This is a genomic window from Cytobacillus sp. BC1816 (genome assembly GCF_051353635.1).
GTDB classification, from domain to species: Bacteria; Bacillota; Bacilli; order Bacillales; family Cytobacillaceae; genus Cytobacillus; species Cytobacillus oceanisediminis_C.
In genome coordinates, this window is record NZ_CP195611.1 from 2,873,987 (window position 1) to 2,887,010 (window position 13,024).

13 protein-coding genes are annotated in these 13,024 nt (G+C 41.9%); 3 read left to right on the plus strand and 10 right to left on the minus strand.

What is annotated here, in order from left to right:
• Positions 1–82 precede the first annotated feature (82 nt).
• On the plus strand, positions 83–1,429 hold the full coding sequence (locus tag ACR42H_RS14740) for a PLP-dependent aminotransferase family protein (protein WP_436371428.1): 1,347 nt from the start codon (positions 83–85) through the stop codon (positions 1,427–1,429).
• Between the two features lie 102 nt (positions 1,430–1,531).
• The gene (locus ACR42H_RS14745) at positions 1,532–2,032 is read left to right on the plus strand and encodes a hypothetical protein (protein WP_436371430.1); all 501 of its coding nucleotides are present in this window, start codon (positions 1,532–1,534) and stop codon (positions 2,030–2,032) included.
• A gap of 91 nt (positions 2,033–2,123) precedes the next feature.
• Here ACR42H_RS14745 and ACR42H_RS14750 read toward each other — a convergent pair whose 3' ends face one another.
• The 8 genes from ACR42H_RS14750 to ACR42H_RS14785 form a co-directional block, all read right to left on the minus strand.
• Positions 2,124–3,209: a YkvI family membrane protein gene (locus ACR42H_RS14750; protein ID WP_113884798.1), complete on the minus strand. Its 1,086-nt coding sequence runs from the start codon at positions 3,207–3,209 to the stop codon at positions 2,124–2,126.
• 72 nt (positions 3,210–3,281) lie between these two features.
• Positions 3,282–4,388, minus strand: a complete 1,107-nt coding sequence (gene menC / locus ACR42H_RS14755; RefSeq protein ID WP_113884797.1) for an o-succinylbenzoate synthase — start codon at positions 4,386–4,388, stop codon at positions 3,282–3,284.
• Between the two features lie 21 nt (positions 4,389–4,409).
• Positions 4,410–5,228 (minus strand): GNAT family N-acetyltransferase, encoded by an 819-nt coding sequence (locus tag ACR42H_RS14760; RefSeq protein WP_436371432.1) that lies wholly within the window; start codon positions 5,226–5,228, stop codon positions 4,410–4,412.
• 2 nt (positions 5,229–5,230) lie between these two features.
• Entirely contained in the window at positions 5,231–6,358 is a 1,128-nt protein-coding gene (locus ACR42H_RS14765) for a M20 peptidase aminoacylase family protein (protein ID WP_436371434.1), read from the minus strand.
• Positions 6,355–7,218, minus strand: a complete 864-nt coding sequence (locus ACR42H_RS14770; RefSeq protein WP_436371436.1) for a MurR/RpiR family transcriptional regulator — start codon at positions 7,216–7,218, stop codon at positions 6,355–6,357. Before ACR42H_RS14770 ends, ACR42H_RS14765 begins: the two co-directional genes overlap by 4 nt.
• Before the next feature lie 175 nt (positions 7,219–7,393).
• On the minus strand, positions 7,394–8,473 hold the full coding sequence (locus tag ACR42H_RS14775; RefSeq protein WP_436371438.1) for a Ger(x)C family spore germination protein: 1,080 nt from the start codon (positions 8,471–8,473) through the stop codon (positions 7,394–7,396).
• On the minus strand, positions 8,470–9,558 hold the full coding sequence (locus ACR42H_RS14780; protein ID WP_436371440.1) for a GerAB/ArcD/ProY family transporter: 1,089 nt from the start codon (positions 9,556–9,558) through the stop codon (positions 8,470–8,472). The genes ACR42H_RS14775 and ACR42H_RS14780 overlap by 4 nt, the downstream gene beginning before the upstream one ends.
• Before the next feature lie 36 nt (positions 9,559–9,594).
• On the minus strand, positions 9,595–11,121 hold the full coding sequence (locus ACR42H_RS14785; protein ID WP_436371442.1) for a spore germination protein: 1,527 nt from the start codon (positions 11,119–11,121) through the stop codon (positions 9,595–9,597).
• 277 nt (positions 11,122–11,398) lie between these two features.
• Between ACR42H_RS14785 and ACR42H_RS14790 the strand changes: the two genes are divergently transcribed.
• A complete protein-coding gene (locus tag ACR42H_RS14790; protein WP_436376946.1) occupies positions 11,399–11,632 on the plus strand; it encodes a metal ABC transporter solute-binding protein, Zn/Mn family in 234 nt (77 codons plus the stop codon).
• Between the two features lie 94 nt (positions 11,633–11,726).
• On the opposite strand, the gene ACR42H_RS14795 is transcribed toward ACR42H_RS14790, so the two are convergent.
• Complete coding sequence (locus tag ACR42H_RS14795) at positions 11,727–12,032, minus strand: ArsR/SmtB family transcription factor (protein ID WP_113884790.1); 306 nt, start codon at positions 12,030–12,032, stop codon at positions 11,727–11,729.
• Positions 12,033–12,059: 27 nt separating this feature from the next.
• Positions 12,060–12,824: an SDR family NAD(P)-dependent oxidoreductase gene (locus ACR42H_RS14800; RefSeq protein WP_436371445.1), complete on the minus strand. Its 765-nt coding sequence runs from the start codon at positions 12,822–12,824 to the stop codon at positions 12,060–12,062.
• Positions 12,825–13,024 lie beyond the last annotated feature (200 nt).

Genomic DNA, 13,024 nt, shown 5'->3' on the forward strand with positions numbered 1-13,024 from the left:
ATACTATAAACAGCATGATGGATACAGAAAAGAACAGTTTTGTCCATCTGTACCCATACAAATCCACGAGAGGAGTGTATTCATGGGCAATAAATATAATGAAATCATAGTAGAAATCCAATCCAGATTAGATGATAAACGCTTGAAAGCCGGAGGAAAGCTCCCTTCCATCCGCAGGTTTGCCAAAGAGTTCAACTGCAGCATTAACACAGTAATGAAAGCTTACAGTGAATTGGAAAAGGCACACCTCATTTACTCTGTGCCAAAAAGCGGCTATTTTGCGGTAGGTACTTATATGCCCAAAAAACAAAAACCTATGATCATTGACTTTGTCTCAGCAGGACCGGATAAAAGCAAAATGCCATACCGTGATTACCAGCATTGTATGAATCAGGCAATTGAGCTTTATAAAGAGGAAATGTTTCAGTATTCCCATCCCCTTGGTTTACCCAGCCTTCGGCAACAGCTTTCAGCTCAGCTTCAGGATCTGCAGGTTTTTGCTCCAGCTGAAAGAATTGCTGTTGTATCAGGTTCCCAGCAGGCTCTGGATCTCCTGGTCTCACTGCCTTTTCCCAATAATAAAAACGGGATCTGTGTTGAACAGCCAACCCACTTCAGTTTCATAGATTCCATTACATCCCGGGGCTTGAAGCCTATTGGCATCGAGGTGACCCAAAAAGGCATTGATCTCAATTACTTAGAAAAGGTATTCAGAGTGAGAAACATCAAGTTTTTCTACACTGTTTCCAGATTTCAAAATCCTACAGGCTGCAGCTACTCCAACCAGGAAAAAAAGGATATGGTCGATCTTGCTCAGAAATATGATGTCTACATAGTGGAGGATGACTATATGGGAGATCTTGATACAAGAAAAAAGGCACATCCAATGTTTGCCTATGATTCTTCCGGAAGAGTCATTTACACAAAAAGCTTTTCGAAAGTTTTGCTGCCAGGCCTGCGATTAGGATTGGCAGTTCTTCCAGAAGCCTTAATGAAAAGCTTTACACAGGCCAAATTTGCAGCGGATGTCCACACACCTGTCCTCACACAGGGGGCACTTGAGATTTACTTGAGCAGCGGTATGTTTAAAGCCCATATTGAAAAACTCCGGCGGCAATACAAAAAGAAAGGTACCATCCTCAAAAAGGCATACCTGGAGCATTTGCCTCCCAATACTTCATTTACTGGCGGGGATTCGGGATTCTATTCGACAGTTGTCCTCCCGGGCAGAATGAAAGCAAAGCATCTTGTGAAGCATCTCCAAAAGAAAAATGTATTCGTTCAGGATGCTGCACCCATGTATCTTCCAGAATATCTAAAGGAAAATAGAATTCGATTAAGTGTCTCTCAGGTGGAGGACCGGAAAATTGCAGTTGGAGTGAAGAAGATCGGGGACGGGATTCGTGCGTTAGCCCCTTCTTATCTCTAAAAGATAAACTTAATTTGGACTGGCCGCCACCTCCCAGGATGACATGACAACCGCTTAACAAACATATCTATAATGATGGGGTTCCAATATCCATAAAAGGAGATGGTTCGATTGAATCCTTATTATTATCCATATTATCGGGCAACTGGCTGGGGAGATATTTTAACGCTGCTGCAGCAAAGTTTATATGCTGAAGAAATGGTTTGTTCCATGAGTTCTGAGCTTTTTCATATTCCTGAGACCAAAGATTTAAAAGGAAATGCAGAAATGCACAATCACCTCGTTCCGGCTTCGTATCACCGCGTAACCACTGTCGGATGTGCCCATAGACTTGTGAACGGTGAGCAGAGGCAAACGATTATCGCTACACTGGCAGCTTGCATCGTGAATGCGGAAAATCAGGATAAAAAGGTGCGTGAAGGACTAAAAACCATGGAGGAAAATGCAGGTCCTGAGTATAAGGCGTTTATGAGCTTGATCATCAGATGGCAGGACCAGGCAGAAAATTACCTGACACAAGCTAAAGAAGCTTTGCGTGGGATGGGGGTATCTTTTCCTTCAGCTGGAAGCGGACCGGAGAGTGGAGAATACAATCTTTATTAAGGAATAGGATGCCATCCAGTAAGACAACCATGAGGTGAGAATGTATAGAAAGCTCAGGAGAACTGAGCTTTCTAAAGAATCAGTAAAGTTTCTACTGTTTAAAAGCAACTCTATTACCCATACTCCCAGCAGCCTTCCGCTTCCCCCTCAGCCATGCAAGCACAATCGCCGCAATAAGCGTAAATCCTAAATAGCCCATCAAAGGATAAACCGTTCCTACCAGCGTAATGAAGCCTGCGAAACTGGCTCCAAACGCTGCTGCACCAAATAATACAGCAAATAGATTGAATTTAGGATTTTCCCTTTTCACGATCCTGGCCGTGAAGGCATACAGCATACCAACAGCGGTGTTATAGATCATACCAAGAAGTACAACGAACATCAATAACCCAAACACCGGTGAAATTTCATTGGCAAGTGCAAGAATCGGCATCTCAGAGCCACCCACAATATCCATTTTTACAAGCATAGCTGCATTGATAATTAAGATAAGAATTCCCAAACCGGCACCGCCAAGGATGCCTCCCATTCCTGCCTGCTTTTCATCTGTAGTGGTTCCGCCCATGACAGCCAGCATCGCAGCACCAGCCGCAATATTGTAGGAAACATATAATAGTCCGCCCATGAACCAGTTGGAAGCAGCAGGGGTCTGGCTTTCCGCCAGTTTCTGTACCTCTGATAAATCCACCCCCATCGTGCTTAGGGCATAACCGCCAATGATAATTACCATTACTAAAAGAAATGGAGTGACCAGGCTGATAATCGAAATCACTTTCTGGATATTCAGGCAAACGGTCAGGATCGTTAATATAGCCATAATGACATTGCCGGCCATGCTTGGAATCCCGAATTGCTCTTCAAAAATGGATCCCGATCCGGCAAGCATGACAGCGGCCACTCCAAAAAGGAAGAAGGTAATGATGAAGTCAACCGCCATGCCAAGATATCTGCCGCAAATATGGTAAATGACATCTTTATGGGAATCTGTCTGCAGACGGCTTCCAAGCTGTGTTAAGTTCATCCCCAGAAAAGCAAAGAAAATGGTCGCCAGAATGGCACCGCCTATCCCCATCCAGCCAAAGCCGGTAAAAAACTGCAAAATTTCCTGGCCCGAAGCAAAGCCCGCTCCGACTATGACCCCGATAAAAGCACCAGCAATCTGAATACTCTTTTTCATTATGATCCCCCTTTAGATATTTGAATTTTTTGACAACTTTTCTTAAAAGGGAAAGAGAGAATTCTTTCTCCCTTAAGAAAAGCTTTTTTCAAAAACAGTAAACTGTTTAAGGGTTTCATAATTTGGTCCATATCCCAGACCTGGTTTTCCAGGAACCTTGATCATTCCATCTTCAACAGTTACTTCAGGGTCTATCAGATCCTTCTCCCAGTATCGGGATGATGCGGCTGTGTCCCCTGGCATAATGAAGTTTGATAGTGTAGTTAAGGCAATATTGTGTGCCCTTCCGATTCCCGATTCCAGCATGCCTCCGCACCATACCGGGATGCCCCGTTCCTGGCAGAGATCATGAATTTTCCTGGATTCTGTCAGCCCGCCGACCCGGCCGATTTTGATATTAATAATTTTGCAGCTTCCCAGCTCAATCGCCTTGCGGGCATCTTCATAGGAATGAATGCTTTCATCGAGGCAGACAGGCGTTCTGAGTTCTCTCTGAAGTACTGCATGATCGATAATATCATCAGATGCAAGCGGCTGCTCGATCATCATTAACCCGAATTCATCCAGCTGTTTTAATAGTTCGATATCTTCAAGGGTGTATGCTGAATTTGCATCAGCCATAAGTGCTATGCTCGGGAAATGATTTCTCACTTCCCTCATGACCTCAACATCCCAGCCTGGCTTGATTTTCACTTTGATGCGCTTATAGCCTTCCTCTACATATTCACTAATAAGGTTCACCAGATCATTAACACTATCCTGAATCCCGATGCTGATGCCAACCTCAATCTCATTCGCTGTTCCGCCGAGGGCCTTTGCAAGCGGGATTCCCTTCCGCTTGGCATATAACTCCCAAACCGCCCCTTCAAATGCTGATTTCGCCATATTGTTTTTCCGTATGTAGGAAAGAGTTTCCGAAACTTCATCAGGATGCTGCATTTCTTTGTTTAATAGATTCGGAATGATGAAATCCTCAAGCATATGCCAGTTCGTTTTCAGCGTTTCTTCGTTATACCATGGTGAATGAAAGGCAACAGATTCTCCCCAGCCGCTCACACCATTTTCGTCCTTGGCTTCCAGCAAGAGAAACTCTTTATCCTGAAACGTGCCGAAGCTTGTTGTAAATGGAGCTTTCATTCTCATCTTCATGTGCCGCAATACGACTTCTGTTACTTTCATGTTCATTCCCGCCTTTTCCTGTTAGTTGAGTTTAAGCTGATTCCTCTGGACTAATACATAGTAGTGCACAGGGCCATCCAGCCCTTTTTGAAATCCTGCCATAGCGTACCCTTTAGAAAATAACTCCTGAAAAATCCTTCTTGTTTTAAAGCGCCAATCGATCGCAAGCTCGAAATTCTTATTCTTAATCATCTGGAAGTTTGCCGGAATCGGAACAAACACTGGACCTTCAGCAGCATCCCATTCAGTATTTAATAAAACAGGAAAGTCGTCCTCTGATATTCCCCAATCGTAGGGATTCTGTGCGGTCGCTGTTTCAATGCCCAATGGCTCCTCCACATGTGAACTAGTAATCCACCATTCTGCCTTTAAACGGTCTGTAGGCAGCCCATGATTCAGGCTGTCATCCATATCTCCGTAGCAATTCTCCACATAAGTGGAGCAAATCGCATTCAGCTTGGAAAGATTCAAGTAAGCATTCCGGCTTTCAAGCGGATCAAAAGTCCAGGTGATCAGGTCATAGCCCATACCGGAAGCCAGTTCTTTTTGCTTCTGCTTCAATAATGCCCCCATCCCCTTATCCTGGTGGTCAGGGTGAATACCCAGCATATGGGAGCATAAATAGCCTTTTCCCTTGTGAAAACCGGGAAATCCGTAGCTGAATCCCACAAGATTATCTTCTATAAATGCACCGAGCAGCAGCCCTCCGTTCTGGGCAGCTGTGATGGTTTGATGAACCGGCAGGGGAGCCATATTCCAGATTGTCTTCTCCAGCTTTTGAATAAGATCCATATCGGATGCTGTCTTTAATATGCGTAAATCCATTGTCACAGCAGCCATATTCACTCCTCCTTTTCCAAAGTGGCCATGACGGCTTTGGCCAGTATTTCCATTCCCGAGTAAATTGCTTCCCGATTGAACGTCATGTCCGGATGATGCAGTCCAGGCTTTAAATCACAGCCTAATCCGAGCATTGTGGCCTTTATATTCGGCTTCTTGAGAGTATAAAAATGGAAGTCCTCCCCGCCCGAAGTCACGATTGGCTCCTTTAATCGGCCAGCACCCAGGACATCAACTATAGCCTTCTCCAGAAAGTGCTGAGCTTCATCATCCACTTCAGCTGCTGCCACATTCGCTTTCGTCTCAAGGCTGATCTTGACTCCATACAGCTTGGATAAATACTCTGTGATCGTTTCAATCTTTTCTCCCAGTGCATTTATGACTTCATTTGTTTGTGCCCTCAGATCCAGGCTAAAGGAAGCTTTTCCCGGAATGATATTGCCTGAGTCACTGCCGGCATGGAATTTGGTCATCTTAGCCGTGTGCGGGACCATCGGATCCAAATGAATATTTTTGATTTCATGGATGAAAGAAGCACCGATCTCGATGGCATTCTGCCCAAGGTGCGGGCGGGCGCCATGGGCATCTTCCCCGATAATTTCTCCGGTCACAAATCTTGCTGCTCCATGATATATGGCTGCAGACGCTTCTCCATCCCTTATTTCCTGGATTGGCCTCAGATGTACACCGTACAGATAATCCACATCATCCAGCACGCCATGCTCAATCATTTTCAAGGCACCAGTGCCCTTTTCTTCAGCCGGCTGGAAGATGAATTTCAGTTTTCCTTTTTTAGGGTGGCCTGCCTTTTGAAGCAGCAGCATGGCCCCAACCCCCATTGTCATGTGGGCATCATGTCCGCACGAATGATTAGCCTGAAACTTGCCGTCCACTTCCTGCCAAAGTGCGTCCATATCCGCTCTCAGCGCGACGCATGGACTCCCTTCACCCACTTCAACAACTAAACCAGTGCAATCCCCAAACAGCTGAACCTGGAATCCCCGGCATTCCAGGAATTCTTGCAAGTACTCAGTGGTTTTATATTCCCTCCAGCTCACTTCCGGGTTTTCGTGCAAATGATTAAAAACCGTATCCATTACAGGTTTAATCTCTTCAATAATTACCTTCAAACCATCTTCCCTCCCGGCTGAATAAAAAAATGTTCACTTTCCAGCTTTTCATATTGCTCTTTCCTTGTTTGAAATCGGTCACAATCTTGAATCGACACACCCGCAATCACCGCATTCAGAAAGGAAAAGAGTGCTGGCGCCGCATCAATTGTCGATTTTTCCGATGAATGGATTCGAAAGAGCAAGTCAGCATGCTCTTTAATCGGTGCGATTGCTGAATCCGTAATGCCGATTACAAATGCTCCCTGCTTTTTCGCCAGTTCCGCCATTTTAATCGTATCTTTCATGTATCGGTCGAATGAAATGGCAATGAATGTCGCTTCTTCATCCATTTCAGTGATCGTCAGCAGCAGATCATCCGTATCCGGCCGGATCAGCTTCGCATTCCCCCTTACAACCCCAAGGGTAAAAGAAAGCCAGCTTGCTGCCGCAAAGGAAGACCGCAATCCTGTAACATAGACTTTTTTTGTTTTTATCAAACGTTTCACTAAAACATCAAAATCATCCTGACTTATATTCTGAATCGTTTCCCTGATATGGTGACAATCCTTCTCCATCACACTTGCCAGGAACTCCGGTTTTTCGGCCAGTTCCACCTTGCTCGAAAAATACTGCCCCAACGTGCTATTCGCCTTCAATAGCTGTTCCCTTACCATCTTCTGCAGTTCCGAATAGCCGGAAAGCTGAATCGAATAGCAGAATCGGATGACTGTCGTTTCGCTTACCCCAATTCTCTTGCCAATCTCACCCGCTGATTTCACGGCAAACTCCTTAGGGTGATCCAGTAAATATTTAGCGGCCTTCCGCTGCCCTTTGGAGAGGTTTTTAAACTCTTTTTCGATCGCTTCTTTTAATATCATTTAGACTCACCTTAAAATTATGAAGTTTAAGCTGTATTTTTAATTTTTTTGAAGTCTTAACTTCGTTTTAACTAAACTATCATATATTTCTTTGGAAAACAATAATAATTCTGAAAATTTTATAATTAAAAATGACATCCATATCGGATGCCAATTTCTCTTATCATACACATATTTATTCTATAATCCCTGATTGAACAGCATTCACTTTTGCCTCAATCTTAATTTCCATTTGACTATACTGCTCCCTCCATTCCTTTCGATTAAAATCGGAGCGCTGCCTGGCCTTTTCCCCAATCCGAAGAGGGTCTGTTTCCAGTTCCTGAAATCTCTTGATCATTTTCTCTGCTCTCCCAGTTATTTCTTTTTCCACTGCTTTTTCAATTCTCTCAATCGTTTTCTTGTCTGTTAGATCTAAATTAACCCCTTCCATGGCTCTGCCGTTTACTTTCACCTTAAAAGTGGCTATATATTTCCCATTTCTCTTATCCACCACTATTTTAGGTTTTGATGACAGGTTTTCGAGACTAACATCTTCTCCACCGCTAAGTTCTACTTCAAATTGTCCCCGCCGGAATTTTTCATAAAGTATTTTAAAGATATAGGCGTCACCAAAGCTGATTGTATCAACTAGCTTATCTTCTTTAAAAATCCCCAGTCCGCTTACCTTCAAATGCTTACCCTGTTTCTCGATTAAAGGTAAAAAAGGGTCGGCATCTTTGCTGTAATAGTGAACAAGAAAACGGTGTAAATTAATCTTAGGAATAGTCTGCTCCAGATTCTGTTCCACCACATCGATTAAATATTGTGATACAGAATCACTTTGCGAGTAATTAGAATCAATGATGTCTTTCGCCTTCTCTTTCGATACAACAAGCAGCAATTTCCTGCCAATACTGGGGTTTCTCTGCAGACTGTCTATTTGTTTTTCAATGCCATGCTCTGCGAGTTCCTTGTTGAAAATGACTAATCCTACCCTGCCAACAACTATGGGCCTTGCAGCTTCTGCCTGAATCTTTTGCCTGATCCGTTTACTTGTCTTGGCTGTTGCAGAAAAAACCTCATTTACCGGTATTGACTGTTCACCTGGAGGTATATTAGAAGAGCCTGCCGTTCCTTCGAATTCCTCATCATTGACATAATCATAGCCTATTGTCTGCACTAATTGGATATCCTCCAATACTTTTGGACTTGGAATACACCCTGTCAGGATTAACGGAAGTGTTATACACCACAAAAAGTTTTTTGATTTCATCCTTTTTTCACCTTCATGATGATATATTGTAAAACCAGCAAGAATGGTAAATAAAAGTAAATTGTATAAAGTCCTATTTGGGAAATAACTTTCTGAAGGACATCGATTTGCTGTCTATCTGTCAATAAGACGCTAATCATAAACAGCAATAGACAAAACATCTTTAATGCATTTCTTTGAGAAACAGGAAACAGCCGGTTCATTCCCCGGCTTGCACACCAGAGGCCGATGCAAATATTCGGCAGAATAGTAAAGAACCATACGGAAATTCCTATATATTCGAACCTCTCTACAATGATTAAGTCCACGATTTTCCATAGTGTGAGTGTAGCCCAAATGGTGCCTTTCAACTGTTCCTGGTTGAAGTAGACAAACGTAACAAAAGCAGTCAGGAGGTAAATAAATATGCTGAACAGCACACCGAAATAGGCCCATTTTTCAGATTTCGGCCCATCTTTTATAAAAGGATAAAACATAAATAAGGTCTCAAACCCTAGAAAATTAAGAGTCATTTCTTTTGATGCTTTAAATAAATCTGCAGGAGAGGCATTAAAGATTGGCAGAAGATTGCCATAATCGGCATACTGCAAAGGATAAAACTTCACCAATAATAATGGCAAGCCGTATAAAATCCCTAAATAACTTACCCCTGTGACAACCCGAAAACCTCCTGTGACATAGGAATAGGCTAAAAAAATAATAATGAGTACGAATATCCATTGTGAGACTTCGGGAAATACCCAAACCTGTATGACCTCTACATAAGACCTGAGAACCACCAAAGCAAAAGATAAGAAATATAACGAAAATAGAAAGCTGAAAAAACCGCCGATCCACTTTCCCATAATATTAGCGTGTATGGCTACGATGTCGTTGTTTCCCTTGTTTAAAATGCGATAGGAAATCCATATCAATCCGATAATGGAGGCGCCGGATGCTAAGATTGCGATCCAGGCGCTATAGCCGGCCGACTGGACAATAACTCTTTCGAAGCCTAGAATTCCTACACCTACTTGCATAGCATGTATTAAGTAAAATACAAAAAAGGGAGATACCATTTTATCTTCTTTAGGCAATGGAAACATCAACTAGCCTCCTTTATCAGAACAGATTTATTCCCATTAATCTTCTATATCTCTTTTCGGTTTCTCGTGCTTTTTGGGCTTAAAACGAGTCCGTACAGGAGATCTGACCTGCATCGGCCGCTTCGTTTGCATGAAAAACGGAAGTCGGAAAAGGGAGTCCCTTAAATCATCCAGCCTTAATGGATAGACTGGTGCCAGATATGGGCGTCCCAGAGAAGTCATTTTTAGCAAATGGCACAAAATGTATGAGAAACAAAAGGTTACTCCCAGAAGTCCCCATAACTGGGCAAAGAATAAAAAAGGAAAGCGGATTAAGCGGATCGTATTGCCCATTTGATAGACAGGCGTTGTAAAGGACGCCAGGGCAGCAAGCGCCACGATGATCAGCAGCACATTACTGGTCAGCCCAGCCTGTACAGCCGCAGTCCCGATGACAATACCGCCTACGATACCAATCGTCTGTCCGATTTTTGTCGGCAGCCTTGCTCCAGCCTCACGCAATAGCTCAATGGTCAATTCCAGAATAATCGCTTCCAGAATCGGCGGGAACGGGATCCCGCTCCTTGAAGCAATAAGCGGATTAAGCAGGTTCTCAGGAATCATTTCGTAATGATAGGTTAGCACTGCGACATAAAGAGAAGTCGACAAAACGGAAAAGAATACAGCAAACAACCGGACAAGCCGAAAAATGGAGGCAATATGCCAAGATAGAAAATAATCTTCAAAAGCTGAAAAAAACTCTACGAGAGTTGTAGGACCAGTTAGAGCATGCGGTGAGCCATCTACAATAATCGTTATTTTCCCTTCCGAGAGCACACTCGCCACCCTATCAGGCCTTTCCGTATCAATTAAATGAGGAAAGGGAGAATTATGGTTATCGGAAATGATTTGGTTAATAAAGGAGCTGTCCACAATTTGATCAAAATGAATCTCTTTCAGACGCTGCAGAATCGTATTCACATTTTCTTTGTCCGTAACTCCTTTTATATAAAGAACAGCCACCCTTGTTTTTGTCAGGCTTCCAATCTTTACTTCTTCCACGATGAGATCAGGTATAGGCAGTCTCTTCCTGACCAGATTGATATTAGCATCAATTGATTCGACAAAAGCTTCCTTTGGCCCCACAACACTGTACTCTACTTCCGGCATACTGACGGGTCTCTTCTCAAGCGAAACAGCAGATATGACCAAAGCCTCTTGAATAGAACCTTTTACTTCAATAACAATACAGCCTGTCAGCAATTTATCCCTTATTTCATGAACATTATCTATAATTTCAGTATTATCAATAGGAATAGCCTGCTGAAGATCAAAAAGGGTATTGCTCTCATTTTCATTGATATAAGGCAGGACATATTGATGCAAAATATTTATTTCTACAATTGTCTGGTAATAATGAATATAAAATGGGCTGGATTCTGAATATCTATAGGAAACAAAATCTGTAGATTCTTTACAGCGATGAAGGAGTTCATCAATCCGCAATTCATGCTCACTATTTTCATTCTTCTTTTGTTTATTGTCCCTATTAAACCTTTTTAATTTCGATTTAAAAAAACCCACCGGGCACTCCTCCAAAACTTAACAAATCATAGTTTTAGTATGCTGCCGTGCGATCATAATTATTCTTTTATTATGCATGCTTGCAATTGGTGAAAACTATGAAATGCAGCTATCAATGGATAAGCATTTCATCATTCACATGCTACAAATATCAGGAGTCTATTATCAACTTGGTTCAAATCATGATTCATCTAATTAAAAACCGAGTACAGATATATTCTCTAATGAAAAATTCTCGAGTATCAAAGCAGGAGTAAAAAGTATCTAATCGGTAAATATTGACCTAGAAACTTATGAACCGACTAAAAAATCCCTGACAAAAATAGGTGATGCTGATTTGTTCATTTTAATTAGGAGCAGTGTGGGAGGGTTCGCTGATAAACCAGTTAAAACCTTTAATAATGAGAATATAATGATTAAAGAAGCTGATGAAGGGATAAACCTTCTGGAGGGCACACATGATCATGATCATGGTGATGAGGAACCCAAGCATGCTGAGGAAAACGATTAATTATTAAGAAGATATCGAGACAATAAATAAAGCCTTAAACAGCTAAAAAGAAAAAGCGCAATCCCTGCGCTCTTTTCCTTTCATTCTAACCAAGTTATAAAATACATTCACTTTCGACTATTTGAATCAGCTTTTTTAATTGTTCTACTCCCTGTTCTATAGAAAGAGTATAGAAACGCTGAGTCCCTTTTTGTTCAATTAAAACCAGATCATTGTCACGCATGACTTTTAAGTGATGGGATATAGCAGGCCGGGAAAGATTAGACTGCTGGGCTATTTCATTTACACTTAATGCGTCATTTTCTGCCAGCAAAATGATTATATCCTGCCTCGCAGGGTCACTTAATGCATGAAATAATGGAATACACGCTCTAAACACATCTATGGCTTTCTGTGACATAAGACTCCCCCTTACCACATAGGGTTGTTATTTTTCTCCAGCTGCATACTTGGCGATCTTAGCTGCTAAACTTCTTGGCAAGAATTTTGCACTAATCGCACCGAATTTATTAAGTCCACCTGTTATGAGGACGCGTTTCCCATTCATCAACCCTTCATATCCTTTCTTTGCTACATCATCAGGCAGCATGGCCCGGCTGAACATTTTGGTTCCTTCTACGCTTGCAGCGGAGCCAAAGTTCGTTTTCGTTGCACCTGGGCAAAGGGTGGTGATTGAAATGGAATACTCCTGCAGTTCTTCTGCCAAAGCTTCTGAAAAAGACAGGACATACGCTTTTGATGCATAATAGACAGCCATAAGCGGACCAGGCTGAAAAGCAGCCGTACTTGCAACATTTAAGATCTTCCCATTATTTCTTTCCTTCATAAAAGGAAGAAAATAATAAGTTAGCTCTGTCAAAGCAGTTATATTTAATTGAATCATATTTCTTTGTTTTTGCAAATCCAATCCATCAAATTTTCCCATTAAACCGAAACCCGCATTGTTTACCAAAACATCAATATTAATATTAAGTTTTGCAGTTTCTTCAAAAACTTCCTTTGGAGCCCCCTGGATACTTAAATCCTTGGCAATGATCGTTACCTCTGTTTCAGCAAAAGCCATTTTTATTTCTTCCAGCTTCTCTTTATTTCTTGCAACCAGAACTAAATTATAGCCATCAGCAGCAAACAGCTTTACAAATTCATAACCCAATCCGCTAGTTGCCCCTGTGATCAGTGCCGTTTTTCTCATAATATTTCCTCCTCTTATACCATTCAAAGTAAATTAGTTTAATGTTTAAGTGTTTAAGCGTTTAAACATATCGTAATTTAAAGAGTCCATTTCAGTCAATAGTTAAGTAATTCCTTTTTATTAATAAAATCTGCATGGATTTACCCGTAACATGCTAAGGATGTTCGTATATTTAATTTTCGGGTATGATTGGCAACAAA

Bases quoted from the DNA above. Each gene is read 5' to 3' on its own strand.
- ACR42H_RS14760 (WP_436371432.1), bottom strand. From the start codon at position 5,228: ATGGCTGCTGTGACAATGGATTTACGCATATTAAAGACAGCATCCGAT.
- ACR42H_RS14780 (WP_436371440.1), bottom strand. From the start codon at position 9,558: ATGTTTCCATTGCCTAAAGAAGATAAAATGGTATCTCCCTTTTTTGTA.
- ACR42H_RS14750 (WP_113884798.1), bottom strand. From the start codon at position 3,209: ATGAAAAAGAGTATTCAGATTGCTGGTGCTTTTATCGGGGTCATAGTC.
- ACR42H_RS14745 (WP_436371430.1), top strand. From the start codon at position 1,532: ATGGTTCGATTGAATCCTTATTATTATCCATATTATCGGGCAACTGGC.
- ACR42H_RS14795 (WP_113884790.1), bottom strand. From the start codon at position 12,032: ATGTCACAGAAAGCCATAGATGTGTTTAGAGCGTGTATTCCATTATTT.
- ACR42H_RS14770 (WP_436371436.1), bottom strand. From the start codon at position 7,218: ATGATATTAAAAGAAGCGATCGAAAAAGAGTTTAAAAACCTCTCCAAA.
- ACR42H_RS14775 (WP_436371438.1), bottom strand. From the start codon at position 8,473: ATGAAATCAAAAAACTTTTTGTGGTGTATAACACTTCCGTTAATCCTG.
- menC (WP_113884797.1), bottom strand. From the start codon at position 4,388: ATGAAAGTAACAGAAGTCGTATTGCGGCACATGAAGATGAGAATGAAA.
- ACR42H_RS14800 (WP_436371445.1), bottom strand. From the start codon at position 12,824: ATGAGAAAAACGGCACTGATCACAGGGGCAACTAGCGGATTGGGTTAT.
- ACR42H_RS14740 (WP_436371428.1), top strand. From the start codon at position 83: ATGGGCAATAAATATAATGAAATCATAGTAGAAATCCAATCCAGATTA.